At 66.4% G+C, this 23,409-nt stretch carries 39 protein-coding genes, 1 tRNA gene and 1 pseudogene; 17 read left to right on the top strand and 24 right to left on the bottom strand.

Features of this window, described 5'->3' with window-relative positions; translation table 11 throughout:
- Positions 1–31: 31 nt before the first annotated feature.
- Positions 32–337 carry a hypothetical protein gene (locus IEW34_RS15635; protein ID WP_188610126.1) on the bottom strand — a complete coding sequence of 102 codons (306 nt, stop codon included), beginning with the start codon at positions 335–337 and terminating at the stop codon, positions 32–34.
- A 139-nt stretch (positions 338–476) separates the two neighbouring features.
- Between IEW34_RS15635 and IEW34_RS15630 the strand changes: the two genes are divergently transcribed.
- Positions 477–626: an aa3-type cytochrome c oxidase subunit IV gene (locus tag IEW34_RS15630; protein WP_188610125.1), complete on the top strand. Its 150-nt coding sequence runs from the start codon at positions 477–479 to the stop codon at positions 624–626.
- A 394-nt stretch (positions 627–1,020) separates the two neighbouring features.
- Here IEW34_RS15630 and IEW34_RS15625 read toward each other — a convergent pair whose 3' ends face one another.
- A complete protein-coding gene (locus IEW34_RS15625) occupies positions 1,021–1,242 on the bottom strand; it encodes a hypothetical protein (protein ID WP_188610124.1) in 222 nt (73 codons plus the stop codon).
- Between the two features lie 144 nt (positions 1,243–1,386).
- Between IEW34_RS15625 and IEW34_RS15620 the strand changes: the two genes are divergently transcribed.
- Positions 1,387–1,596 carry a hypothetical protein gene (locus tag IEW34_RS15620; RefSeq protein WP_188610123.1) on the top strand — a complete coding sequence of 70 codons (210 nt, stop codon included), beginning with the start codon at positions 1,387–1,389 and terminating at the stop codon, positions 1,594–1,596.
- A 9-nt stretch (positions 1,597–1,605) separates the two neighbouring features.
- On the opposite strand, the gene IEW34_RS15615 is transcribed toward IEW34_RS15620, so the two are convergent.
- Positions 1,606–2,205, bottom strand: coding sequence for a hypothetical protein (locus IEW34_RS15615; protein ID WP_188610122.1), 600 nt, complete (start codon positions 2,203–2,205; stop codon positions 1,606–1,608).
- Positions 2,206–2,324: 119 nt separating this feature from the next.
- On the opposite strand from IEW34_RS15615, the gene IEW34_RS15610 reads away from it, so the two are divergent.
- Entirely contained in the window at positions 2,325–2,678 is a 354-nt protein-coding gene (locus tag IEW34_RS15610) for a hypothetical protein (RefSeq protein ID WP_188610121.1), read from the top strand.
- 159 nt (positions 2,679–2,837) lie between these two features.
- Here IEW34_RS15610 and IEW34_RS15605 read toward each other — a convergent pair whose 3' ends face one another.
- Positions 2,838–3,653, bottom strand: coding sequence for an IS5 family transposase (locus IEW34_RS15605; protein ID WP_188610120.1), 816 nt, complete (start codon positions 3,651–3,653; stop codon positions 2,838–2,840).
- 186 nt (positions 3,654–3,839) lie between these two features.
- Between IEW34_RS15605 and IEW34_RS15600 the strand changes: the two genes are divergently transcribed.
- A complete protein-coding gene (locus tag IEW34_RS15600; protein ID WP_188610119.1) occupies positions 3,840–4,100 on the top strand; it encodes a hypothetical protein in 261 nt (86 codons plus the stop codon).
- 609 nt (positions 4,101–4,709) lie between these two features.
- Here IEW34_RS15600 and IEW34_RS15595 read toward each other — a convergent pair.
- From IEW34_RS15595 to IEW34_RS15515, 17 genes and pseudogenes are all read right to left on the bottom strand, one after another.
- Positions 4,710–4,786: transfer RNA gene (locus tag IEW34_RS15595), tRNA-Met, on the bottom strand.
- Positions 4,787–5,015: 229 nt separating this feature from the next.
- The gene (nusG, locus tag IEW34_RS15590) at positions 5,016–5,696 is read right to left on the bottom strand and encodes a transcription termination/antitermination protein NusG (RefSeq protein WP_188610118.1); all 681 of its coding nucleotides are present in this window, start codon (positions 5,694–5,696) and stop codon (positions 5,016–5,018) included.
- Positions 5,697–5,719: 23 nt separating this feature from the next.
- Positions 5,720–6,811 carry a hypothetical protein gene (locus tag IEW34_RS15585; protein ID WP_188610117.1) on the bottom strand — a complete coding sequence of 364 codons (1,092 nt, stop codon included), beginning with the start codon at positions 6,809–6,811 and terminating at the stop codon, positions 5,720–5,722.
- Positions 6,812–6,820: 9 nt separating this feature from the next.
- Positions 6,821–8,218 carry a replicative DNA helicase gene (locus IEW34_RS15580; protein WP_188610116.1) on the bottom strand — a complete coding sequence of 466 codons (1,398 nt, stop codon included), beginning with the start codon at positions 8,216–8,218 and terminating at the stop codon, positions 6,821–6,823.
- Entirely contained in the window at positions 8,202–8,408 is a 207-nt protein-coding gene (locus IEW34_RS15575; protein WP_188610115.1) for a hypothetical protein, read from the bottom strand. Before IEW34_RS15575 ends, IEW34_RS15580 begins: the two co-directional genes overlap by 17 nt.
- Entirely contained in the window at positions 8,405–8,782 is a 378-nt protein-coding gene (locus tag IEW34_RS15570; RefSeq protein ID WP_188610114.1) for a VRR-NUC domain-containing protein, read from the bottom strand. Before IEW34_RS15570 ends, IEW34_RS15575 begins: the two co-directional genes overlap by 4 nt.
- Positions 8,779–9,009: a hypothetical protein gene (locus IEW34_RS15565; RefSeq protein ID WP_188610113.1), complete on the bottom strand. Its 231-nt coding sequence runs from the start codon at positions 9,007–9,009 to the stop codon at positions 8,779–8,781. The genes IEW34_RS15570 and IEW34_RS15565 overlap by 4 nt, the downstream gene beginning before the upstream one ends.
- Positions 9,006–9,647 carry a DNA methyltransferase gene (locus IEW34_RS15560; protein WP_188610112.1) on the bottom strand — a complete coding sequence of 214 codons (642 nt, stop codon included), beginning with the start codon at positions 9,645–9,647 and terminating at the stop codon, positions 9,006–9,008. Before IEW34_RS15560 ends, IEW34_RS15565 begins: the two co-directional genes overlap by 4 nt.
- 85 nt (positions 9,648–9,732) lie before the next feature.
- Positions 9,733–10,311, bottom strand: a complete 579-nt coding sequence (locus tag IEW34_RS15555; RefSeq protein ID WP_188610111.1) for a hypothetical protein — start codon at positions 10,309–10,311, stop codon at positions 9,733–9,735.
- Positions 10,308–11,036, bottom strand: a complete 729-nt coding sequence (locus IEW34_RS15550) for a GcrA family cell cycle regulator (protein ID WP_210324510.1) — start codon at positions 11,034–11,036, stop codon at positions 10,308–10,310. The genes IEW34_RS15555 and IEW34_RS15550 overlap by 4 nt, the downstream gene beginning before the upstream one ends.
- On the bottom strand, positions 11,015–11,926 hold the full coding sequence (locus tag IEW34_RS15545; protein ID WP_188610110.1) for an ATP-binding protein: 912 nt from the start codon (positions 11,924–11,926) through the stop codon (positions 11,015–11,017). Before IEW34_RS15545 ends, IEW34_RS15550 begins: the two co-directional genes overlap by 22 nt.
- Positions 11,927–12,288: 362 nt before the next feature.
- Positions 12,289–12,528 (bottom strand): annotated as a pseudogene (locus IEW34_RS30565) (DUF2312 domain-containing protein); the annotation flags it as partial.
- Positions 12,529–12,533: 5 nt separating this feature from the next.
- Positions 12,534–12,764 carry a hypothetical protein gene (locus IEW34_RS15535; RefSeq protein ID WP_188610108.1) on the bottom strand — a complete coding sequence of 77 codons (231 nt, stop codon included), beginning with the start codon at positions 12,762–12,764 and terminating at the stop codon, positions 12,534–12,536.
- A complete protein-coding gene (locus tag IEW34_RS15530) occupies positions 12,761–13,189 on the bottom strand; it encodes a hypothetical protein (RefSeq protein ID WP_244642007.1) in 429 nt (142 codons plus the stop codon). The genes IEW34_RS15535 and IEW34_RS15530 overlap by 4 nt, the downstream gene beginning before the upstream one ends.
- 207 nt (positions 13,190–13,396) lie before the next feature.
- Positions 13,397–13,747, bottom strand: a complete 351-nt coding sequence (locus IEW34_RS15525; RefSeq protein WP_188610107.1) for a hypothetical protein — start codon at positions 13,745–13,747, stop codon at positions 13,397–13,399.
- Between the two features lie 2 nt (positions 13,748–13,749).
- Positions 13,750–13,932 (bottom strand): hypothetical protein, encoded by a 183-nt coding sequence (locus IEW34_RS15520; RefSeq protein WP_188610106.1) that lies wholly within the window; start codon positions 13,930–13,932, stop codon positions 13,750–13,752.
- Complete coding sequence (locus tag IEW34_RS15515; RefSeq protein ID WP_188610105.1) at positions 13,933–14,133, bottom strand: hypothetical protein; 201 nt, start codon at positions 14,131–14,133, stop codon at positions 13,933–13,935.
- A 34-nt stretch (positions 14,134–14,167) separates the two neighbouring features.
- Between IEW34_RS15515 and IEW34_RS15510 the strand changes: the two genes are divergently transcribed.
- Positions 14,168–14,899: a S24 family peptidase gene (locus tag IEW34_RS15510; RefSeq protein ID WP_188610104.1), complete on the top strand. Its 732-nt coding sequence runs from the start codon at positions 14,168–14,170 to the stop codon at positions 14,897–14,899.
- Positions 14,900–14,909: 10 nt separating this feature from the next.
- On the opposite strand, the gene IEW34_RS15505 is transcribed toward IEW34_RS15510, so the two are convergent.
- The 3 genes from IEW34_RS15505 to IEW34_RS15495 are packed head-to-tail and all read right to left on the bottom strand — an operon-like array spanning position 14,910 to position 16,084.
- Entirely contained in the window at positions 14,910–15,506 is a 597-nt protein-coding gene (locus IEW34_RS15505) for a DUF3572 family protein (protein WP_244642029.1), read from the bottom strand.
- A gap of 2 nt (positions 15,507–15,508) precedes the next feature.
- Positions 15,509–15,757 (bottom strand): hypothetical protein, encoded by a 249-nt coding sequence (locus IEW34_RS15500; protein ID WP_210324509.1) that lies wholly within the window; start codon positions 15,755–15,757, stop codon positions 15,509–15,511.
- Between the two features lie 9 nt (positions 15,758–15,766).
- Complete coding sequence (locus tag IEW34_RS15495; RefSeq protein ID WP_188610102.1) at positions 15,767–16,084, bottom strand: hypothetical protein; 318 nt, start codon at positions 16,082–16,084, stop codon at positions 15,767–15,769.
- A 171-nt stretch (positions 16,085–16,255) separates the two neighbouring features.
- Between IEW34_RS15495 and IEW34_RS15490 the strand changes: the two genes are divergently transcribed.
- Genes IEW34_RS15490 through IEW34_RS15435 form a run of 12 tightly spaced genes read left to right on the top strand, consistent with a single transcriptional unit; the run spans position 16,256 to position 23,405 of the window.
- Positions 16,256–16,615, top strand: coding sequence for a hypothetical protein (locus IEW34_RS15490; RefSeq protein ID WP_188610101.1), 360 nt, complete (start codon positions 16,256–16,258; stop codon positions 16,613–16,615).
- A complete protein-coding gene (locus IEW34_RS15485) occupies positions 16,615–16,818 on the top strand; it encodes a hypothetical protein (protein WP_188610100.1) in 204 nt (67 codons plus the stop codon). Before IEW34_RS15490 ends, IEW34_RS15485 begins: the two co-directional genes overlap by 1 nt.
- Positions 16,811–16,978: a hypothetical protein gene (locus tag IEW34_RS15480; RefSeq protein WP_188610099.1), complete on the top strand. Its 168-nt coding sequence runs from the start codon at positions 16,811–16,813 to the stop codon at positions 16,976–16,978. The genes IEW34_RS15485 and IEW34_RS15480 overlap by 8 nt, the downstream gene beginning before the upstream one ends.
- A complete protein-coding gene (locus IEW34_RS15475) occupies positions 16,975–17,586 on the top strand; it encodes a siphovirus Gp157 family protein (RefSeq protein ID WP_188610098.1) in 612 nt (203 codons plus the stop codon). The genes IEW34_RS15480 and IEW34_RS15475 overlap by 4 nt, the downstream gene beginning before the upstream one ends.
- 6 nt (positions 17,587–17,592) lie before the next feature.
- Complete coding sequence (bet, locus tag IEW34_RS15470; protein ID WP_188610097.1) at positions 17,593–18,537, top strand: phage recombination protein Bet; 945 nt, start codon at positions 17,593–17,595, stop codon at positions 18,535–18,537.
- Positions 18,534–19,040 carry a hypothetical protein gene (locus IEW34_RS15465; RefSeq protein WP_244642006.1) on the top strand — a complete coding sequence of 169 codons (507 nt, stop codon included), beginning with the start codon at positions 18,534–18,536 and terminating at the stop codon, positions 19,038–19,040. The genes bet and IEW34_RS15465 overlap by 4 nt, the downstream gene beginning before the upstream one ends.
- Positions 19,037–19,456, top strand: coding sequence for a hypothetical protein (locus IEW34_RS15460; RefSeq protein ID WP_188610096.1), 420 nt, complete (start codon positions 19,037–19,039; stop codon positions 19,454–19,456). The genes IEW34_RS15465 and IEW34_RS15460 overlap by 4 nt, the downstream gene beginning before the upstream one ends.
- 7 nt (positions 19,457–19,463) lie before the next feature.
- Complete coding sequence (locus IEW34_RS15455) at positions 19,464–19,937, top strand: hypothetical protein (protein WP_188610095.1); 474 nt, start codon at positions 19,464–19,466, stop codon at positions 19,935–19,937.
- Positions 19,930–21,864 (top strand): DNA cytosine methyltransferase, encoded by a 1,935-nt coding sequence (locus tag IEW34_RS15450; RefSeq protein WP_188610094.1) that lies wholly within the window; start codon positions 19,930–19,932, stop codon positions 21,862–21,864. The genes IEW34_RS15455 and IEW34_RS15450 overlap by 8 nt, the downstream gene beginning before the upstream one ends.
- A 2-nt stretch (positions 21,865–21,866) precedes the next feature.
- A complete protein-coding gene (locus IEW34_RS15445) occupies positions 21,867–22,295 on the top strand; it encodes a thermonuclease family protein (RefSeq protein WP_210324508.1) in 429 nt (142 codons plus the stop codon).
- On the top strand, positions 22,292–23,017 hold the full coding sequence (locus IEW34_RS15440) for a hypothetical protein (RefSeq protein WP_188610092.1): 726 nt from the start codon (positions 22,292–22,294) through the stop codon (positions 23,015–23,017). Before IEW34_RS15445 ends, IEW34_RS15440 begins: the two co-directional genes overlap by 4 nt.
- Positions 23,010–23,405 (top strand): hypothetical protein, encoded by a 396-nt coding sequence (locus tag IEW34_RS15435; protein WP_188610091.1) that lies wholly within the window; start codon positions 23,010–23,012, stop codon positions 23,403–23,405. Before IEW34_RS15440 ends, IEW34_RS15435 begins: the two co-directional genes overlap by 8 nt.
- Positions 23,406–23,409: the final 4 nt, after the last annotated feature.

Genomic DNA, 23,409 nt, shown 5'->3' with positions numbered 1-23,409 from the left:
CCGATGGGGGTTCCGGAGCCCCTGTCGTCGGCTACTTGCCGCTACCGCTACCATCTCCGCCGGGGTTGCCGCCGGTGTTGCGGTTGGGTCCGCCCTTGATGCTGCCCGTGGCGTCGGTCTTGGCCGGGTCGGAAGCGCTGTTGGGACCGCCGGTCGAAGAGTCGGATCGCACGCTGGAGCCGATGCCCTGCTGCTGGTTCGACATACCGGGCGGATTGGAGGTTGGCGAGTTGGCGCTGCCGCCCATGGTGCCGGAGCTACCTGGCGACTGCGCGAACGCGATGGTCGACCCGCCGATGACGAGGGCGGCGGCGAAGGGAATGGCGAACTTCTTCAAGGGAGATCTCCTTGCTTGAGGTGGCAGACCAACCACCGGCGCAAAGGAGAGGTTCCTGCGTGTGCGTGCCGCTCCGCATCGCTCTAGGGAACGGACCTGAGGTCGACACGTTGAGACGCCAGCCAAGGAGGTCGTTGCAATGGCAGAAGCACAGATCGCTGCTGGAAAATCTGTAGAGATGGACTACCCGGAGCACGAGAAAACCTATCGACGCTTCATCACGTTCTCGAAGTGGAGCGTCATTCACATCGTCGTCATCCTCGCGTTGATGGCGATTTTCCTGCTGTAGTGCTCGGAATCGGCGAACTCGTTCGCTACTTGCTTCGCGGGCTCAATCGGGACCGGTTGGACCTAACCCGTTTCGAGTAGGCCTTGAGCCCCACGGCGGGCATTCGGTCGGGCCTGCCCAACATCGCGGATTGCGCCATCGCGACCTGTGCTTCCGTGTAGGCAGCAGCCTTTTCGGCAAACATGCGTTGGACTTCCAGATCGGCCTGCGCTCCGCCCGCTGCCACCTTCAGCATCCGCGTTCAATCACGGCCTGCGCGTTCATAGCCATCAGGCCGGTCTCTCGCGCGAAGTTCATCCAATTGACAAGGTTGAGCACGCCGTCGCCTTCTTCGTTGCCGTCGCCCCGGTGAGGGCGAGAGGGCGTGCCTCTCGCCCCCCGAAGCCAGCCAATCTTACCCGATCACGTGCACCGGGGCGGGCCGCTCGAAGGAGGAGCGCTTCTTCATCTTGGTCTTTTTCTTCGTGCCCATCATCTTCGTGCCGCTCTTCATACCTTCAGAAGTCGGCGTGTTCGCACTACCTCCCATCGTTCCCTGACCACCGGGAGCTTGAGCGAGCGCGGCAACTGGAGCGACCGCGATTAGCACTGCCGCAAGCGATGCGATGACTTTCATTGATGAAACTCCTTCTCGGGGCGGCGTCTCAACCGGCCGACAGAGGAGAAGTTCCACTTTCCGCGGCATTATCGGATCCATTGCAGGAGCAGCATAGAGGAAACCGCTGGTCGTCAAAGCAGTTGTGTCCTCCGGGAGGCGAACATGACGGATGGATTTCGACTGACATACACGAGCAAGAGCGGCGGCGTTGAGGACTGGCTCGTCCACTGCGACGGCCTCGAGGCGGCCAAAGCCAAGGTCGAGAAGGAGATCGGCGAAGGGCACGAGCTCTCGGCCTACAAGAGGGTGAGCGCCGCCGAGCTTGCAAGCGCCTCGCTGGAGTTTGGCGAAGTGAAACGAATGTCGAGCTGACGGCCGGATTCACCGCCGCGTCCGCATCGCCTTCGCCATAGCGCCCGGGAACGCCGCATGAACCTCGGCGATCATGCTGCGGCGGAAGTCCTCGTAGAACGGCACGTCCTTCTTGATCGTGGCTTGGGGCTTCAGCACGTACATCAGGCGGAGCCCGCCGGTCTTCCGCTTCTTTGCGACGAGCCGCTGATAGATGACCTCGCCCTTTCGGAACGAGTTCGGCAGAGCGCGAGGGCGCTGGTTCTTGCTGACACCCTTGGCTCCCCGCCGCACCTTGGCCGGGTCGGGAATGGCGAGTGCGCCCTGGGCGCGCTTGATGCCGCCAGTGGCGTGAAGGCGAAGGTGGCCACGGTCACCGACGCCCGAGCTGTTGATCTCGCCGCGCAAGTTGCCCTTCGTCGCCTTCTCGATGCGCAGTGCGCCGCGCATGAAGCCGGCGTTGCGAACGGTGACATGCTGGGGCCAGGTCTCGCTGATCAGCTTGGTGCGGGTCTTGAACAGCGCGTCATTGAGTGCTCCGGCGAGGGCGAAGGGCACTTGGTCGGCGGCGGCGCCCAGCTGGCGCGCCATGCGCTCGAAGTCGCGCAGGTCGAACTTGACGTCGATCATGTCGTCGCGCCGCCGTTTAGGTCGGCATCAAGCTGAGCGGTTGTCGCCCGTGCAAGGCTCGTCTAGCGTCCGCCGACGCGGGTACACGACCGCGCGGCGCTGACCGGCGGAGAACTCCTGTGGGCTTAAAGATCGGCTTAGTGCTGATGATTGCTATCACCCTCGGCATCGGTTGGCTGGTACGTAGCTTGGTTCCGTCTGCCTGCGACGATGCCGATATGGTAGTTCGAGCTGCGCGCGGGGGCATGAAGGCACTTCTGATCGCGCCGGAGAAAGCTCAGTTTCCTGATGACCATCAGATCCACGGCCTCGGATCAGAAGAAATGACCGTCGTCGGATCGGTGCACACGAATGAGCCGCGGCGAGAAACTGAAAAGAAGCAATTCAAGGTCAAGCTATCCTGCGCTTCGCAAATGTATCTTCAAGTCTTGGAAGCTGAAATTACAACTCACTCGGCATTCGGGAGGAGTTAAGATCACGCTGGTGCGTGCGACGGGGCCGTTGATCGAGCCGCCTGCGCAGCGACTCTATCGCAGCCACAGGCAGCAGCACCACGTACAGGCCGGCTGCGAGGAAGACGGCCGCCACGCTTCTCAAGGCCTCGAAGGCTGGCGATGTCGGGCGGTGCGCGTTCATGCTCCACCTCCCGGCCGACGTATAGCGGCGTTTTTGAGCATGATGCAGACGAAGGCGACGAGGTGGAGGTCTGCGAGTGTAGCGGCGCAGCGCTCGTAGTCCTTGACGAGGCGTCGGAAGCGAGTTGCCCAGGCGAAGGAGCGCTCGACCACCCATCGGCGCGGCAGAAGGACGAAGCCGCGCTTGGCTTGCGGCAGCTTGACCAGCTCCAGTTCGATGCCGTGCTCGGCTGCGGCGGTGGCCGCTCTTTGCCCCGTGTAGCCCTGGTCGACGAAGGCGATGTCCACGCTCTCGTCGGTCGCCGCCTGGATGGCTTGGGCCATGCGGCCGACCTGGGAGCGGTCGTCGTCGCTGGCCGGCGTCACATGCAGCGCGAGAAGGTGGCCGAGGGTGTCGACGGCCATGTGGAGCTTTGAACCCTTCTTGCGCTTGGCACCGTCGTAGCCGGCCCGTGCGCCGCTCTCCGGCGTTGAGCGCAAGGTGCGGCTGTCGATGATGGCGGCGCTCGGCTGGGCCGGCCGGCCGGCGGCGAGGCGTAGGACGGTGCTCAGATCCTCGGCCAGCGCCTCGAAACATCCGGCCCGAAGCCAGCGCTGGGCCTGCTGGTAGACGATCTCCCATGGCGGCAAGTCATTGGGCATCCAGCGCCAGGGCGCGCCGGTTTTCATGATGTAGCGCAGGCCGTTGAACACCTCCTTTAGGGGATGGGTTCGCTGGCCGCACGCCTCCGGCAGAAGCGTGAGATAGGGCGCAACCAGCGCCCATTCCGCGTCAGAGACGTCGGACGGATAAGGCTTGCGGGACGTAACCATCTCGCAAGCCTCGGAAAATACGGTTACCCAATCCCTAACAGCCTCTAGGGCCGGCGAGGCTTCGGGCTTGCTGACGGGCCATACCCGCCTTCTGCCGCTCGCGGCGCCCCTCGCAGCTAAGGCTCCGACGCGGGCCGAGCGCGGCCATCATAGACAAGCCACGCCCCCGCCCCTAAAGGCATTCGGATGGCTACCATCCGCGAAGACCTCGCTATTCACATCGCCAATGAAGGCACAGTGCAGCGCATCCGCGAGGCATTGATGCATCTAGGTTGCGAGGTACGTAGCTGGGGTGTCGTTCGAGCGAACGAACGGGTCCCAACGAAGCTCCTGGTGACCTGCGCCGATGAGATTGAACCAATCGTGAGGCGCTGCTTGGCGGAAGCCATCGAGAGCGAGCTCTCGTGGATCGTTCTGGAGCGCTGTGATCAGGACGAACTGGTCTAGTCCAACGCCGTGGCTGAGCCCGACACGTCACCTTCACCGGCCCGATGCCGCTCACCTGCCACACTGCCGCCGGCAGTCGCCGGCGCGAGGTTCACGAGGTACGCGAGAGACAAGACGAGGGCCAGGACGGTTCTAGCAATGCGCTTCGACGCGGCCATAACGGTATCAGGTCCCGGTGCCGACTGGCACGCCCGGATGCAAACCGATTTGTGGAAGGCCTCGGGTCTGAAGTGATCGCCGCGACGCTCCCGCCGTTGATCCTGCGCCGCCGCGTGTTCAGCCACGCCGCCGCGTTGTATACCTGATCAACCTCGCCTGCGGCGGCTGGCGCACCAAGAGGAGTTCGGGATTGTGCTCACGTAGCATGCGGCGGAGCCGAGAGGCTCTTCGAGCGCCCCAAACACCGAGATAAGTTTGGCCGCTCTCGTCGTCGCGGAACACCGCTCCGCCGCCGAATGCAGCGACAAGCCCATCCTCTCCGCCAAAAGCTACCGAGACCAGCTCGATAGCCGCCACGCAGACGGCCGTATCTCCACCTGGGGAGAATCGAGGATCTCGGAAAACATACGCGACTGGCCCGCACATGCGAGCAGCATAGCCCAGCTGGTTTGGGAGCAGGAGCCAGATTCGAACTGGCGACCTCGTGGTTATGCGCCACGCGAGCTACCGAACTGCTCTATCCTGCTGAATCCAGACTTGTGATCGCGATGGCGACGACAGTTTCGATCCATCGGCGGGCCTGTAGCTGGCCGCCTTCCTCATCCTAGGTCTGAAATGCAGAAGCCCGAATCTGCCCGGGCAATAGCTTCGCTGCGGGGTACCGTCAGCCCTTTGGGCGCGGCTCCCACAGCTTCAGGTCCGGGCTCTACGCGTCGAGGGCGGAGCTTCTCAGCGACCGAATCACCGCTGATTTTGTCAGGTGGTCTCAAGCTGGTCAACGTGGAGATTGATCCTCGTTGGGCGGCCAAAGATGGCGACCTCGCCGCGAATGTCGTCCGGCGACCGCGCCTCGGTCACGATCGCGCTGAACGTCGCGAACGGCCCGTCGACGATCCGGTATTGGCCGCCGACCATGGCGTCCAGCTTGCGCCGCAGAGCGAAGCGCTTGGCCGCCCTCCTCTCTTCCGGCGGCACCGTCAGGCACTCGATGAGCTCTGCCATCCATCGCTTAGGGAGCCGAAGCGGCTCGCCGCCGGAACGCGCCTGCATGACGCCCATGATGCCCTTCTGGCGGTAGTAGTCGCCGAGCAGGATCTGCCAGGCGGGATGCGCGTAGCCCTCGAGCTGGACGAGCACGTAGCCCGGAAACATGGCCGTGACGCTCTGGACGACGCGCCGGCGGTATGGGCGCGGGCGCTCCAGCTCCGGCAGGAGCGTGCGAAAGCCGGCGTCCACCATGGCATCGCGGGCGCCGCGCTCCTGCCGAGGCCCGGTGCGCACCAGGTACCAGGAGGCCGCGGGGTCCGGCGCGCCTTCAAGCGGCACATAGTTCTCGTTGTCGGCGAGGCGGCGCTCGTCGCGGTAGGTCGAGCCGTCGCGGTGCGTCTGGGCGGCGGGTAGGGCGCGGTTCGATCGGGCGTTGCGCTTGCGTGCCATGGTCGCTCTCGTCTCCGTCAAAATTAGGCGCTCGCGGCCCGCTGCCGCTCAGCGCGCCTTCGGTCCGCCTCCGCGAGGCTGGCCACCATGCCCGCGTGCTTCCTCGTCGCCGACCAGTTGCTGGGCGGGACGTCGGGCAGTCCCTGCTCGACGCGCCATCGCTCAATGAATTCGGGAGGGATGTGGCACCCAGGCGTGCCAGGCTCGAAGCCGACGTGCTCGTCAGGACGCCAGTTGGCGCTATCATCGGCGTAATTCTGGAGGCAGAGGCGCCAAATCCGCTCGCGGTCTTCCTGGCTGCGCTCAGTCCGGCCGAGCGTGACCACGTTGGCGCCGGTCGGCTTTGCCCCGCGCCGGTCGTAGCCGCCCTCCATCAGCCGAGTGAAGCTCTTGGCCTGGAGGAAGAAATCCAGATCCGCGGTCCATCCGCGATCGTTCCGACCGGTCAGGAAGGGCGAAGCGCGGGCTCCGTCCATGGCAGCGCGCCATCCATCGATGCCGCAGCAGTCCTTGAGCCGGTGCCGCAGCGCCGCCCGGCGCTGGTCGGTGAGCTTCTGGCACTTCGGCCAGCCGACGGTGGCGGCAGCCGAATTGTAGATCTCCACGGCCTCGACCAATTGCTGCTGATCCGGTTTCGGCTCTGCCGGCAGGGGCGGTCGGGCCGCCAGCGGCCCCTCCTCTGAGCGAAGCGAAGAGGACCGATCTTCTGTTTCTTCTCTCCTCTCTTCTGGTGTTCGTTCGCGTTCGGGTGCGTTCGGTTGCGTTCGCTCTGCCTTTTTCTGTTCGCGCCACGCCTTTGCACGTTCGGCTGATCCATCCTCGCGGGCCGGCTGATGCTTGGCCCATCCGGCAAAGCGCCCGTCCACGAGAACGCTCTTCTCATGCAGAGCCGTCACGACAGCGTCGACCTGCTCAGGATCGAAACCGAGAGCGTCGGCGATCACCTCGCAGTCATATCCCACGATACTGCCACGCTCTGGCGCCTGCGACGCCCGGTCCAGCAGCACCCAAACGATCGCGGTGACGACACCCGGCTGAACGCCGGCACGGCGCGCTACGGTGCGCCACTTCGGATCTGTTGGAGCGCCATGCCATGAGCGGAACCAGTCGGTCATTGCGTCCTCCTACCGATCCGACGCCATGCAGCGCACCGCCGAGTGGGCGGCATCGCACCAAAGCTTCACGTGGCCGCCGGCCCCTTGGCGCGCCTTGTCGATCGATACCTCGAGGATGTGCTTCTCCTCCTCGTATCGAAATCGAGCTTCCGCATTGCCGGCCTTGTATTCTGCTGATTTTTCAATGTAGTAGGCTGGGCGGTAGAGGAGCCCGACGGCGTCGGCCGCTTCCTCGATCTCGCCGGAGGCCCGGAGCTGCGCCATCGTCGGCCGCTTGTCGTCCTGACCCTCGACTGCCCGGTTGATCTGCGACGCCAGCACGACTGCGATGCCCAGGCGTTTCGCAAGCCGCTTCGCCGAGTTGCTGATCTCGCCAAGCTCCGCCACCCGGTTGCCCCGGTGCTCGCCGGAGCCGCGGACAATCTGGACGTGATCAATCACGATCGCTGCGAGGGGCGTGCCGCGCCGGTCGAAGCGCTCAGCCAGGCTCTCGGCCCGGTGCGCGATGTCCCCGATCCGCAGGCCCGAGCTATCATCGACCCAGATCGGGAGATCGGTGGTGATGCCCTCGGCACGGTTCAGCGACGCCAGATCGGCATCGTTGATGTCGCCGGACAGGATCGCCTCGTAAGTTGGCCCCGTGGTGAGGATGTCCGACATGATGCGAGCGGAGATCTCTGCTGCCGGCACCTCGAGCGAGAAGATGCCCAGGGGAGCGCCGCGCTCCGCCGCCTGTCGCGCCAAGCTCGTCAGCAGCATCGTCTTGCCGGCGCCGGTCCGGCCGCCGATGACGTACAGGCCGCCCGGGGCGAGCCCGCGCAGCGGCAGCACCTTGTCCAGATCCGGCAGGCCGGTGGATGGGATGCGCCTACCCTGCCCTGCCCGGATGGCCTGGACGTCGGAGATCAAGCGTTGCGCTATCGTGGAGATGTCGGCGCTGCCTTCGCCCTTGCTCTCGTGGAGCTCGGCACGGATGGCGTCGACCTCCCGGAACGAAGCATCCACCAGCACATGCAGATCATCGCCGCCCCACGCCCGGGCGACCTGGTCACCTACGCCTACAAGCCGGCGTAGCGCCCAGGTATGCTTCACGACCGTGGAGTGGATAGCGATCGAAGACGGCACAGCCGCCTCGGCAGCAAGGCGCGCGAGATAGGCCTTCGGGCTGACGTCGGTGCCCGCAATGGGCTCCGACCGGAAGGACGCCGCGATGACCCGCATGTCCGGCTGCTCGCCGCGATCGCGCGCGGCCAGGATCCGGCGCCATATCTCGGCATGGAGCGGCTCGGCGAAATGGTGGCAATCGAGCCCGCTGGCGGACGCCAACGCGGCCGGATGTAGCAGCACCGCGCCGATGACGGCCTGCTCGGTGTCGAGCGAGGCGGGCAGTTCAACGGCGGGCTGCACGGTCTGCCTCCTTCACCGTAATCAGGCTCCGTTGCTCGGGCGGCAGGAACTCGGCTATGAACACCGCCCAAGCCCGGCCAGCCGCGATGCCGTCAGTAATGTCTCGTGTCTGCTCGGCCCGATCGCGGGCGGCCACATACGCCTCCCAAGCTCTGGTCTGGCGGGTTTTGAGCTGGACGACCTCGCTCATCTGGCGCCCTCGCTGATCCGGAGAGGGAGGCGCCAGCGCCGGCAGGCGATGAGCGCCTCATCCCAAGAGCGGATGACCGCGATGGCAGGGCCCATGTCGCGGAGGCGATCGTGGATGTCGACCTGATCAGCCGAGCAAGTGCCGCGCCCGTCCTTCAGCTCGAGGAACCAGGCCCCCGCCCGGCCTTCGTCGGGCGGCCCCAGAATGATGAGATCCGGCATCCCCGCGACGACACCGGCGGCCTTCAGCCGCCCCGCCTCGCTCTTGTTGCGCAGCCCGCCGTTCGGGATGTGTGCGACGATCCAACCGTGCGGCAGCGCGAAGCGCAGACCTTCGACCACCGTCTTCTGAAGGGCCTCTTCCTGACGGTTCATGGCCGCGCCCCATGAGGCGAACGAACGTCGACCGGCACATGCTCGGCGCACCACCACGTGCCGAGCCTATCGCTCAGCAGCCTCACGCCATCGCCGAAGATGGCGTAGCCGCCGCAGACGACGCACAGGAACTCCTGCGGCTCGCGCCGGGCCTTGTCAGCCTCAGGCGGCAGGAAGTGCGGCAGGAAATTGACGCGCGGCTTTCTCCTCTCAGCGGCGACCATCACTCTGCGGCCTCCGCGAACAAGGGGGCGTCGTCGCGGGCTCGCTGGCGGGCGATGTCCGCATATGCCGGGTCGATCTCGATGCCGATGCCGTGGCGCTGCATGCGATCCGCGGCGAGAGGTATCGTCCCGCTTCCGGCAAACGGGTCGAGCACGGTCTCGCCGGGGTCCGACCACCATTCGACCAGCCACTCCATGTGGCTCATCGTGCGGGAGCACGGGTGGCCGTTGGCGCGACGTTCGCCCGGTTGCGCCTTCGGTGCCCACATCGGCAGCAAGCGCCGCCCGGGCCGCGCCGGGATCGGCTCGCCAAAGCAATAGGCGATCTCGGTACCGCCGAGGACGCGGCCGATGAACATCGGCACCGCATAGGGCAGCGCGTGCATGCAGACGAACGGCCACCTCGCCGGCACGGCCTGCAGGAAGCGCGGATCGCTGTCGCTGCGCAGGATGATGACCAGCCGCCGGACGGCCGCCGGCAGCACGGCCAGCACCTCGCCGAGCAGGTCCGCCGGACGGTCCCAACCAGCGATCAGATCGGGCGGGCAGTTCGGCCAGACGGGGTCGGTTATGACGACATCGGCATGGGGGATGCCGGGTAGCAGCTCGCGCGCGTCGCCGGTGAGGATGGAGACGGTCATGTGCGCCTCCGATCGCCGAGCAGGAGCCGCACCGCGCCGATGGCGAGGGCCACGAACAGAACGATGAGGACGAAGCGCTCGTAGGTCATGCCGGCACCTCGCGGCCCTCGTAGATCATCCGAGCGCTGCCGCAGCAGTTCCCTGGCACCGGCCCCCACACGTACCAGGCATGGTCTTCGGTGCCTGAGGTGTCGCCGGGGAACCACTGGATGCGGTCAACGAGGGCGATCTTCGCTGCATAGCGCGGGTTGTCGCGGAACAGATGCTGGCGGGTCTTGCCGAAGTCGAACTTCGCGGTCAGCAGCAGCGCCACCCAGCCGTCGCAGCGCTCCAGCGCCAGCTCGGCGAAGCGGACGGCCTGACGGTTGCCCTTGCCGTAGGGTGGATTGGTGATGAGCGCGTTGAACATCCCGGTTTCCAGCTCACCACTGAGCAGGAAATCGATCTGAGCATTCTGACGGTCATAAGTCGCGATATCGGAGGTGAAGACCGAGGCCCCGTGCTTGCGCAGCACGTCGGCGATCATGTGGTTGCCGGCTGCCGGCTCCCAGATGAAGCTCCCCACCCCAACCGGGAAGTGCCGCAGCAGCGCCTCCGTGGCCCAGGGCTCGGTCTGGTAGAGATCGTTCTCTTTGCGGGCGTAGTTCGATGCGACGACGGTCATGCCGTCCTCCGCCGTTCGTCAGGCCGGTAGGCCGCCAGCATGTGGTCGCGGCAATACGGGACGCCCTGTCGGGTGCCGCCACCGCAGAACCTGAAATCGGGCTGGCGCGGCTCGCCGAAGGGCCAGCGGCAAATGTTCGGCGTGAGGTCCATGATCGTCACGCCGCCGGCGGGCGGCGGTTGGACGGGCTCGCAAATGGGCGCAGGCCGGGGATGTTGCGGGAATGGCCGTGGATGCGCCGTTTGCGGAAATGGTTTGGCGGTTGCCGTCGGCGCCGCACGCTTCCGCTTGGCTGCCGTAGCCGCGGCGGCCCGGGGCGGCTTGGGGCTTTTCAGGCCCATCCGGTGGACACGACCCAGCACGGCGTTGCGGGTCACATCGCCCATGTCATCGGCAATCTGGCGGGCGCTGAAGCCTGCGCTCCACATCCGCACGAGCCTGCCAACGCGCTCGTCGGTCCAATCGACCATGGCAGCGACCATGCGCTTGATCCTCCAATGCCAAGGGCGCCGCGGGGCGGTGACGATCGAAGCGGGCGCGACGGGCGGCTGCCCGTCATCAACCCCTGCGAGCAGCGGCAGGCCGTGCTTGGCGCGTGCCGCGTTGATGTGATCGCGGATGGCACCTTGCAGGGCGCAGCCCGGAGCCCAGCACGCGCCCGGCGGCTCAGCGGCCGACCAGCCGCAGGTCGAGCAGGCGCGGGCTACGCGCGCGCCGGTGGCCATGGCGCGCTGCTGAGAAGGCGGACAAGTGAAGGGTCCGCCCAGAGCGGCGGCAGGTCGTAGTCAGGGTGAGGCCGCACCGATTGTACGACCGCGGAGAAACCCGCCTCCGCGGTCGCCGGCAGCTTTCCGGCGCGGGCACCAAGGACGAGCATGCGCTTGACGCCCTCCATCAACTGCCGAAGCAAGGACGGCGCGGATCCGGTTGTGAGCTCGGTGAGCGCCTCGATCGCTTCGTCACCGAAGTCGAAGGGTTGGCCGTACCGCTTCAGGATCGCGAAGCGTCCATCTTCGTCGGGCAGCGCGACCTCGATCTGCATGCCGAAGCGCCGCCAGAGCGCTGGGTCCAACGATTCTGCGAGGTTGGTTGCCCCGATCAGGACGCCGCTGTACTCCTCGATCTTCCGCAACATGACGGTAAGGGTCGAGTTTCTGGCGTGCGTGGCGCCGCCCCCGGAGTCGACACCCCGCTTGGCGCCAATGGCATCGATCTCATCGAGGAGAACGACCGCCGGCGTGTCGGCTCTGTCCAGCGCCTCGAATAGGCGCGCCATGTTTCGCTCGGATGCGCCGAGGTGCGCAGCAAAGATCGTCTCGCTCCCCACCACAACGAGAGGGAAGCCGAGGCGCGCCGATAGGTGATGCGCCAGCGTCGTCTTGCCGGTGCCGGGCGGACCGTAGAACAGAGCGGTGGAGCGCGGCTTGATGCCGACCGCGTCGAGGTCTGCCGCTGACCTGATCTCTGCCAGCCACGAGACGACGGCATGGCGTACGGCTGGCGCCAGGATTGGCTCCTCTGCCTCGCCCGGGTCGCGCACATCAGCAACGCCCGCAAGAGCCTGTCGAAGCTTCGCCGTCATCGCGCTTGGATTGTTCCTGACCGGACGGTTCATGGGGTCTGACCCTTGTCGCCGGGAGCCTCGTCGTGACCCTTCTTCGGCTTGGGCTTGCGCCGCCACGCGTCGGGGATGTCCATGCCGTCGGAGCCGCTGCGGGCACACCAGCCCTCATCCCAGGCGGCGCGACGCGGGTCGCCAGCAACGAAGGGATTGTCGATGACCCTTTGGCCGTGGGCCGCCGCATCACTGCCGCTTTGGCGCGCGGCGGCGAGCTCCTCTTCGGACATCGCGCCAGTCGGCGGGGGCGCATCGGCTGGCGGGGTGGCCTCTTCGTCGTCACCGTCGTCTTCTGGCCGCTTCACGGGCGCCTTTGCCAAACGATGGCGCGCAGCATCGCCGAGCGGCGTTCCGTCCAGCATGCCGATAGCTGCGCGGTAGAGGTCGCAGAGCGCCGCGAACTCTTGGCGCTCCTCACGTGACAGCTTCCGCTCTTTGATCATCTGGTTGATGATCTTGACGTCGAAGCCGGCAGACTTCGCCTCGGCCTTGATCTCGCGCACGTCGGCGGCGAGTTCGGCCCGCTCCTGCTCTAGGCGCTCGATGCGTTCGATGATCGAACGCAGGCGATCGCCCGCCACTCCGCCGATGTTGGGCATAGGCTTCAATCCTTCGGAGCAAGTCTGCGCTGATGCTCGCGTGCCAGGCCGAGCGCATTGGCGACACGGCTCTCCGGCGCTTCGAGGATCCGCGCCATTTCAACGGTGTCGTAGTGGGGCCAGAGCTGGGCGACCGCGGCCTCAAACTCGGTGAGCGGCGGTGCCGGCGGCTGGACGCGGTCGACAGGGACAATCGGCGCCTTGGGTCGACCGCGGAGAAAGGAGCCGAGCATCACGTCGTCTGCCCGCTGACACCGGCTACGTCCGCCGGGTCCGCCTTGCCCACCAAAGCCTCAGCCGCGCGAACAGCAGGATGATCAGGCCCGGCGATTTCCTTAGTGACATCCAGATCTTCCCTAAGCGCGTGCCTCTGCCGGGCGCGCTCTGCCTCGTAAGCAGCCGCCAGCGCGAAATAGATGTCCGTCACGATGCTCTTGGGCTTGCGATATCGCAGGGCCCAGATCGTGCCGTATGGGAGCCTGTAACGGATTGCCAAGCGGCGCATGGCGGGGGCGACGTCTCCAGGGCCACGGCTTTCCAGCCGGACCATGTCCCTCGTCCAGTTCTCAGCCTGATCAACGTATGACGCGGACGACACTTTACGCTCCTGCAAAGAATTTTTGCACATCTGCAAAAACATCCATGGTTTGTTGCTGGCCATGGATGGACGTGCAGCGTAGGCAGAGGACGCAAACACTTGGGTTCACATCGGAGATCTTGCGAAGCTGGTCCTGGCAGACTGTGAGCGACGCAGGCGAGAAAGGAAGGGGCCGAGCGCCGAAGCGCCCGGCCGAGTCAGGGAAGAAACGCTCCGTGAGGAGCCTCGGGACAATCGGCATGAGCCGGCTGTATTGTTGGGCGGTGGCCGTCATGGCAATGCCGCGCGGTTCGCACGAACCGGACGGGGCCTTGGCATTGCACGAGCATCGCCGAGGATGGCTGCCTTGCCGACGATCCACTCGGCGGTGCCGCGCGGGATCCCGGTCACGCGCGCGATGGTCTTGCAACTGTTGCTGTCGGCCCAAAGGTCGAGCACGCGCTCGCGGTCCGCGTCGGTCCACCGGGCTGACGTGCGAGCTTCACAGCCAGCTCTCCGAGCCGTCTTGACGACAGTCATTCGGCTGATGCCGTGCTTGGCGGCGACATAGGCCACCTTCTCGCCAGCTTGATAGTCGGCGATGATGGAAGCGCGGACGTTGTCGGTGAGCGCGATCGCCATGGTCAACTCCGCTCCCTTGCGCCGGCGGCGAGCGGCCACGCGTAGACGCGGCCCCATTGATCAGCGGCGAGCATTCGGGTGCCGGGCGCCTCGGGCGGCGGGCCGGACGGGCGCGCCAGCCTCAGCGCCAGCGCGAGGCTGCGCGACATGCGCACGATGATGACCGAGTTGGCGACAGCGGACATTCAAGCCGCCTCCGGCTTGGCTTCTCGCGCGATGAACGCCCGGATCTGTGCCGCCTTCTCAAGGGTGACCGATCCGGAAGAGCGCAGCCGCTGGACCAGCTTGCCGTCATTGACGGCCTTCTTGCCGAACGTGCTCTCAGCCATCCCGCTCATCCGCAGATAGGCGTCGATCTCCAGCAGCAGCTTGTTCGTCTCGCGCATGCTCTTTGTGTAATGGGCATTTGCCCCCGCGTCAATGGGCTTCTTCCCCTTCGACTACGGGCAAAAGAGTGGGCAATTTCCCAACATGGCAGGGTGGCGAAAAAAGCTGGAAGACGAGATCGTCGGGCGTGGCCTCGACATGAAGGCCTTGTCCGTTCAGGCGGGCCTGGGAGAGACCTACGTTCGCGATGCGCTAAAGCGTGGGCGCGGCAAGCTGGAGAACCTTCGCAAAATTGCGGTCGCCCTGGGCCGACCGGCGAACTGGCTTGACGATGAAGGCGACGGAGCTCCCGTGACCCTTTTCCGGCCCGAGCCCAACGCCACCTTACCGGTCTACCAGCAGTTTCCGAGGGGCCGCATCCCGATCTTCGGGCATGCCGCCGGCGGCGCCGACGGTCGTTTCGTCATGAACGGAGAGCGGGTCGGCGAGACGTTCTGCCCGCCCTCACTGGAGGGTGTGGAGGGCGCTTATGCCGTCTATGTCCACGGGGACTCTATGGCACCCCGCTTCAAGGCGGGCGAGACGGTTTGGGTGAACCCGCATTTGCCGGTCCGTCGCGGCGATGACGTCGTGGTGCAATTGCTGCGCTCGAGCGTGGACGACGGCACGCCGCCGGACGCCTTCGTGAAGGAATTCGTGTCCCGCGGCGGGACCACGCTGATCCTTTATCAGCACAACCCGCCTGAAGGGCAGGACCGTGAGCTGCGCTTTCCCGAGGACCAGGTGCTATCCGTGCATCGTATCGTCTTTGCAGGGTTGAGCTGAAGCGGCGCGGCTACCGGTAGAGCCGCCGGGGCGGAAGCGACGGAAATCCAGCTAAGCGCGAGCGCGTGACAGGACGTCCGGCCGAGCGCCGATCATCGTCGCGCTGGGCCGGAGCTTCTTCCGCATCGAGTGTCGGCGGCGCGACTGTAGCCGGGAGCGAGGCCGGGGTTGCCAGAGGCCCGGGCGCAGGGACTTCAACCGTCGCAGTCGTCAGCTCAAGCTCGGGCGCAGTCGCCGCCTTCTTTCGGCGAGCGGTCGGTTGACGTGCCATCGTCGTCCTCATCGATAGAGCCGCCGTGGCAGCAGGTTGAAGGCAATTTGCCGAGCTGGATGGGCCCGCGCTTCGGTATTGGCCGGCCCGAGTGCCGATCTGGCAGCCATCACGCGCTCGCTCCGTGAAGGCCTCCATGGCGAATAGTCGGAGCGTAGCCTCGTCGGCAACGATCCAATCGAGAATTCCGGGAAAGAAGCCTGGCAGCTTCGCCGTCTCCCTAAGTTGCAGCGGGTCGAGCCCGGTCATTTCAAGGAAGCGGTTCATCCGGATCGTCGAATTGCCGATCCACTCAAGCGCCTCGATCGCCAGCATCTCGGCCCGGTCGCGCGTCATGGTCACGCCTCGACCTCCTCGGGGATCTCGCCGTAACGGCCGATGACGACGGCATCGTCCCAGTCTCCGCTGGAAGGGTCGCCCGAGCGACTGAAAGCGATGCCGCCCCCGCCTGCATCTGCGTACGCCCTCGCGCGTCGCGACGCCGAGCCCATGTCGCGAGCCTCGATAGGCTCGAGCGCATAGAGGACGCCCTCCTCGTCCCTGACAAAGGGCTGAACCACATAATAGGTGATCCTGTTGCCAGCCATGGCAGCCTCCTATTGGACGGCCTCTGCGAGCGAGGCCGAGATAATGCGCTCGACGGTTTGGCTCATTGCCGTGCGGGCCTCGATCGACGGGGCATCCGCCCGCCAGATCGGCCGTGCGGCGACGTTTTTTGCGCGCCTCCAACTCTTCGGGCACGCGCTGCACGACAGCTTTGGCGCTAGGTCGCCGAGGGTATGGATGCCCATGCCCTGCATTCGCTTCAGCTCGCGAAATCCCCAGGTTCGGCGCCGTCCGCAGTCCCCGCAGACGATGTCCAGGCGCGCAACCTCCGACAGCAACCGCATCCTGTAATCGACGCCCACCTTCATCGCCCGTCAACCATGTTCTCATTTTGTTCTAATATGGATTCCAGCTAGGACCGGGGTTGTCGAATCATTTTTGAGGGTTGGTTGCAGTGATATTTTGATGGGCTTTTGCCCATTGTGATATTGACGATGGGCTTTTGCCCATCTATGGTCTCTCCATCGCAGGAGAGACCCATGTCCGCCCCCGCAATCGACCGGAACCTCTACATCGTCATCGCCAAGCACCCCTCGGGCGACTACATCCCCGAGACGAGCTTGATCAACGCCACGGCCGAACAGGTTGTCGTTGATCTCTACGATGGCCAGTACGGTGATATCGAGGCGGTCTATCGGTTTAACCCGGCCGCCGGCACGTCGGCCCGCGCCGATGCTGAGATTGCCGAGCTGCTGAGCGAATACAGCCGGGCGATACTCAACACGCCGCACGCCGGCGTTCGCGATTTCATCGAAGCACATGGCTTCGACTTCTATCGCACGGACGAATTCATCTCCGACGAGCGGACTTTCCACCGCGAGATGGCGAGGGCCGCGTGATGGCGGCCTCGTCTCCGGTGACCATCATCTCGATCACCGACGCCGCGGCGTGGAGCGCCTTTTGGGCGTCCAACCAGGAGGCGTTGACCGACGAGGTTGGCAGCGAGGCTGAATGCATCGATCTGGCTCGCCGCGGCGAGCTCGTGATCGGCGGCGGCGCGGCTCCGCTCTTCGTGGTCAGCATCGAGACTGACGATGGCTGAGGCTCTTTTCCTCGCCGCCACGTCCGCGGCCATCCTCTTCATCTTCGGCCTAGCTGCCCTCGATTACGCCGCCGTGCTCCGGGCTCGGCGCAAGGCCGCTGGCGGCCCGCAGCTGCCGCGCATCTATCGACCCATCATCCGCAGGAGGGAGAAGTTATGAATGCGCCCGACCGCGCCCCGCGCGACGCTGCAGCCTCACTTCTCCGGGAGATGGAAGCCGCCTCCGTCCTACGCTCGCAGATCGCCGATCTCGCAGCAGGTGACCCGGAATTCCTCCGGGACACGATCGAAGGCGAGACGAGCCTGCATGAGCAGATCGCGCTCCTGGTGGCCTCGGTCGAGGAAGACAAGGCCATGGCGGAGGCGTCCTCCGAACTGGCCGCTCGCATTAAGGCCCGAAGCGATCGCCTCGCGGAGCGGGCGGAGATGAAGCGCGTCTTGATCAGCAGCGCGATGGAGATCGGCGAGCTGAAGCGGCTGCCCACGCCCGCCGGCACCGTCACGCGCAAGGAGGTCGCCCCCAAGGTGGTGGTGACCGAGGAGGCCGACATCCCGACCCGATTCTTCAAGGCGGCGAAGCCAACGCTGAGCAAGAAGGATCTGCTCGACGCGCTCAAGGCAAGGCGTACCGCCCAGCAGGAGGCGGCGAAGATACAGAACCAGGAGGAGCGCGCCGCCGCGCTGGTCGCCATTGACCGCGACCATCCGGACGTGCCGGGCGCGACCCTATCCAACGGTTCGTTCACCATCCAGATCAGCGGGAGGTAAGCCGCAATGAATGCTCTTGCTCCAGCCGCGAGCGTCGCCATCAGCTCGCCCACCTGGGACGGCCGCATGCTCTCGCTGATCAGGCGGACCGTCGCGGCGGACACCAACGAGGATGAGTTCAACCTCTTCATCCACATGTGCCGGGCCGTGCGGCTCGACCCGCTCCGCAAGCAGATCTACGCCTTCGTCTTCTCAAAAGATGACGCGAAGAAGCGGCGCATGTCGATCGTCACTGCGATCGACGGCTTCCGCACCATCGCCGAGCGCACGGGCAACTACCGGCCCGACGAAGACGAGCCCACCTATGAGACGGACGAGGCCCTCGTCTCTGACCTGAACCCCGCCGGTCTGATCAAGGCGACCGTGCGCGTCTGGAAGTTCTCCCACGGCGCCTGGCATAAGGTCACGGCCTCCGCTTACTGGTCAGAATACGCCCCAATCAAGGATCAGTGGGCGTATGACGATGCGGAGCGCAAGCGCAAACCAACCGGCGCGAAGGAACTCGATCAGTCGGGCAACTGGCCGAAGATGCCACGCCACATGCTCGCCAAGGTCGCCGAAGCCCTGGCTGTCCGGAAGGCGTGGCCCGATGACTTTTCAAACGTTTACATCCACGAGGAGGTCGACCGGACGCGCGCCATTGACCTGACGCCCGCGGAGCTCGCGGAGCACGGCGCGGCGGAAATCCGGCTGGAGCGCATCGGCGGCCCCTCCATCCTGGTCGATTGGCTCGACAACGAGCCGCTCGCCGGCATCCCGGTCGGCTCCTTTGCGGACCGCTGCATGGCGTTTCTGCAAGAGAACGGCGATCAGCCCGCGGCAGTCGCTATGTGGCAGTCCCGCAATCGCGAGGCGCTCCGTCAGTTCTGGTCGCACAACCCCTCCGACTCCTTCGAGGTGAAGAAGGAGATCGAGCGCATCACCTCGGCGATAGACGGGACCGCCGAATGAGCGCGCCCGCCCCGATCGCCTTTACCTGGGACGGCGAGGTCATGGTGCCCTTGGCCCGCTTCACCAAGGTGGCGGACCGCCAGTTCGTCATCGGCGAGCGCTACGTGCTCGTGCCCCACGAAGAGCGCTCCGGCGTCACACACCGCCACTTCTTCGCGATCGTGAACGAGGCTTGGTCGAGCCTGCCGGAGCAGTTCGACGGCCAGTTTCCGTCGGCCGAGCACCTGCGCAAGTTTGCCCTGATCCGCGCCGGCTTCCGCGACGAACGGACCATCGTGTGCTCCTCAAAGGCCGAGGCCATCCGCATTGCCGCGTTCGTCCGCTCAGTCGATGAGTTCTCGGTCGTTCAGGTCCACGGCGCGACGGTCATTCACCACACCGCTCAGAGCCAGTCGACGAAAGCCATGGGCAAGCGGCGCTTCCAAGAATCCAAGGATGCGGTGTTCGCTGTCCTAGCGGCAATGCTCGGTGTTGATCCGACCGAGCTGCGGAGGGCCGCATGACCGGCCCGCTGAGCGCAGCGCCAAAGCGCAAGCGCCCACCCCTACTCGTCCAACTGCACGCGGCGCTCCGTCAGCTCGGCCTCGAGCCCGACGAGTGCGAGCTCGACCATGACCCGGCGCTCGGCATCCGCGCGGTCAACGCCGACGGCACGGATTGGGACCCGCCTCAGCACGACGAGCGATATCTCGTCTGGCGCCCAAAGCGCGAGCACGACGTCAAGACCTTCGGGCCGGGCGGCGAGAAGCGCATCACCACCGCCGGCGGCGACATCCACCGGATCGCCAAGCTCCGGCGCCTGACCACCGAGCAGGAAGAGCACCGTCGACGGATGCTCGGCAAGGAGCCCGGCAGCCAGCGGCCGCGCTCGTCTCGTTGGCCGAGCCGACCCTTCTCCAAGCGCAAGCAGAAAGGCTGAGCCGTCGATGCCCAGCTACGCCGCCACCACCGAGGTCTCGGTCGAGCGCTCCAAGATGGAGATCGAGCAGATCGTGCGCCGCTACGGCGCCGACGGCTTCCTCTCCGGCTGGGAAGGCGATCGGGCGATGGTGCAGTTCCGCTGCCAGGGCCGGTACGTCCGATTCCTGATGACGCTGCCGGACCGCGCGGAGAAGCGCTTCACCCAGCACTCGCGCGGCGCGCGGTCGCCGGAAGCCGCACTGAAGGAATGGGAGCAGGCCTGCCGGCAGAAGTGGCGCGCGCTCGCCCTCATGATCAAGGCGAAGCTCGAGGCCGTCGAGAGCGGCATCGTCTCGTTTGAGCAGGAGTTCTTGCCGCACGTGCTGCCGCCCGACGGCACCACGGTTTACGAGCAGACCCGCGCTGCGGTCGCGCTCGCCTATGAGCAGGGCACCATGCCGAAGCTCCTGCCAGATTTCAGGAGCGACGCCGATGCATGAGCTGATCGTCGACAGCTTCGCCGGCGGCGGTGGTGCGAGCGAGGGCATCCGCCTGGCGCTCGGCCGAGATCCGGACATCGCCATCAACCACGATGCACTGGCGCTCGCCATGCACCGGGCCAACCACCCCGGCACCCGGCACCTGGTCGAGGATGTCTGGCACGTCGATCCCATCGGCACCGCCGGCGGGCAGCCGGTCGGGCTCTTCTGGATGTCGCCGGACTGTAAGCACTTCAGCAAGGCTAAGGGCGGCAAGCCGCGGGAGAAGGATATCCGCGGGCTGGCTTGGGTCGGCCTGCGCTGGGTCCGCTCTTTGCCGAAGTGGCAGCGGCCGCGCGTCGTCATCCTGGAGAACGTCGAGGAGTTTCAGGACTGGGGCCCACTGCTCGACGATGGTCGGCCGTGCCCGGTCCACAAGGGCGCCACGTTCAAGCAGTTCGTGGCCGCGTTCGAGGGCGCCGGCTACGTCGTCGAGTGGCGCGAGCTGCGCGCCTGCGACTATGGCGCGCCGACGATCCGTAAGCGGCTCTTCCTGATCGCCCGACGCGACGGCGAGCCGATTGCGTGGCCGGAGCCGACTCATGGCGACCCGCAGTCGGAGGCCGTCCGGGCGGGCCGGTCGCTGCCCTGGCGCACAGCGGCCGAGATCATCGACTGGTCGCTGCCGTGCCCCTCGATCTTCGACACGAGCGAGGAGATCAAGCGGCTCTATGGCGTCCGCGCGATCCGGCCCCTCGCCGACGCCACCATGGCGCGGATCGCCAAGGGCACCGTGCGCTACGTGCTGCAGGCGGCGCGGCCGTTCATCGTCCGCACGAACCATGGCGATAGCCGGGGGCGACGCGACCGCGGCCTTGATGAGCCGATGCCTACCAGCACGCACTTCGGCGGCGACGCCCTGGTGACGCCCTTCGTCGCCACCATGCGGAACGCGGACAAGCCGTTCAACGGCGCCGACGAGCCCGCTCACACCGTGACTGCCGGCGGCGCCGGACTGAGTGTCGTCTCGCCCTTCCTCGTCCCCCGCTACGGCGAGCGGCCCGGCCAGGATCCGCGGACCCGCGCCGTCAATGAGCCGGCGCCGGTCATCGTGCCCACCGGCAATGAAGGCAGCCTCGCGGCCGTCCATCTGTCCCGCCAGTTCGGCGCCTCGGTTGGCTCGGCGGCTGGTGAGCCCGTCGGCACGATCACGGCGGGCGGCGCCGGTAAGGCCGCGCTGGTCGCCGCCTTCTTGGCGCAGCACAACAGCGAGCGCGGCGGCAAGCCCAAGGCTGGCGCCGACGTGCGAGAGCCGGCGAGCACCATCACGGCTTCGGGTGGCCAGCAGACCGTCGTCGCTGCCTATATGGCCCAGCACAACACGGACATGGTCGGGCATCCGGCCGAGGCGCCGCTATCGACCATCGTCGGTAAGGGCTGCACCCAGGGTGTCGTCGCGGCTCACATGATCAATCTGCGCGGCTCCGATCGCCGCGACGCGCCGGCCGATGCCCCGGCGCGCACGGAATCCGCGGGCGGCAACCACGCGGCGACGTTCTATGCCTTCCTGGCCAAGTACTACGGCACGGGCGCCATTGGCCAGGCGGCCGATGAGCCGATGCATACCGTCACGGCATTACCTCGCCATGGCGTCGTTACGGTCCAAGTCGACGGCGAGCCCTACGTCATCACCGACATCGGCATGCGCATGCTGACACCGCGCGAGCGGTTCTCGGCGCAGAGCTTCGGACCCGACTACATCATCGACCGCGGCATCCGCGAGGATGGCTCCGTCGTGATGCTCACCGCTGAGCAGCAGGGCCGCATGTGCGGCAACAGCGTCTGCCCCGTGATGGCCCAGGCCCTTGTCGCCGCGAACTACCGGCCCCGCGAAGTGGCTCCGCGCCGCGCCGCCGCCGATCTCCCCCTCCTCACCGCCGCAGGATGACCATGTTGCGTACCGCTCTCCTCTGCCTCGCCCTCGCCGCGGCGCCGGCCACCGCCGAAACCGTCGACGGCCGCCGCATCACCATTATAGATGGCGACACCGTCGCGCTGCCCGCCCCGTCGCCTGGCGCGCCGCAAGAGCGCGTTCGGCTGCTCGACGTAGACACGCCGGAGACCTGGCAGTCCCGCTGCGAGGACGAGCTCGCCGTCGGCCTGATCGCCAAGCAGCGTCTGCGCGAGTTGCTCGCCGGCCCCGTCACCGTCGAGCGCCACGGGCACGACCGGTACCGCCGCACCCTCGCCCGGCTCTACGCCGGCGGGCGCGAGGTCGGCGCCGTGCTGCTGTCGGAGGAACTCGCCGTCCGCTGGCGCCCCGGGCGCGACGCCTGGGAGCAGCGGCTGGCGCACTGGTGCCCGCGGGGGGCGCGATGACCGACATACCCATCCTGTTCTCGGCGCCGATGGTCCGCGCCATGCTAGACGGCCGCAAGACGCAGACACGGCGGCTCCTAGGGTCAAGCCCTGACATTTTCTATGTCGATGGCGAGCCCGCGCCGGTGACCGTGGTTCACGTGGACGGGGAGCGGCTGCCGCGGATCGCGATCGGGCGCGTCCTCACCAAGCACGAACTCCGCTTCGCAGTCGGCATGCGGCTGTGGGTGCGGGAGGCGTGGCGGCTGCCAGCCACCTGCGATGAGTACTCGCCCGTTCGGTTCGTGGCCGGCTTAGCCGAGCGCGGCTGCCACGGTCCGAGCGGCTTCGTCCGATTCGAGGCTGACGCCCGTAACGCCTGGGGAGAGCCCTACGGCCTGGAGGTGCCGATGGGCCGCCTGCGTGCGAGCATGCACCTTCCGCGCTCGCTGACGCGCCTGACGCTCGTCGTCACCGACGTCCGCGTGCAGCGGCTCCAGGACATCAGCGAGGCTGATGCAATTGCCGAGGGGCTCACCCGGCTTCCAGCCACCGGGCGTTGGGTTGTCAACCGTGGCGACCAATACTTTGGCGGCGCATCGTTTGACCCTCGCGTCACATACGCCGAGCTCTGGGACAGCATCAACGGCCCCGGCTCCTGGGCCTCCAACCCATGGGTGGTGGCGATCAGCTTTGCCGTCCACCGCTGCAACATCGACGCGATGGAGGCGGCCCATGGCTGACTGCCAAGCCCTCCTCACCACCGTAGAGTCCTCCCCCGGCCCGCTGGATGACGAGACGCTCGGGCGCGTGATCTGCGCGGTGCTGGGCGTGGAGTTTCGCAGCAGCGTCCACGTCTGGGGCGCCGAAGACATCGATGCCACGCACGCTGTCTACGGCGGCGATGGCAGCGCGCCGCTATGGTCCGGCCCCCGCCACAGCGCCCCTGATGTCTCCATAGACGCCGCCGTGGGGCTGGTGGAGCAATGCGGCCTGTCGTGGGTGCTCTCATCCCGTGGCGTGGCCATTGTCGAGAGAGAGACTTACGTCAGCAAGCTCGCTAAGGCCGCCACGCCGCCTCTTTCCCTCCTCGCCGCCCTGCTGCGCGCACGGGAGGCTGAGCATGGGTGACTGG

It is taken from the genome of Chelatococcus reniformis (genome assembly GCF_014640075.1).
Lineage (GTDB): Bacteria > Pseudomonadota > Alphaproteobacteria > Rhizobiales > Beijerinckiaceae > Camelimonas > Camelimonas reniformis.
Note: the sequence above shows the minus strand (reverse complement) of the source record. Positions and strands in the feature narration are given on the sequence as shown.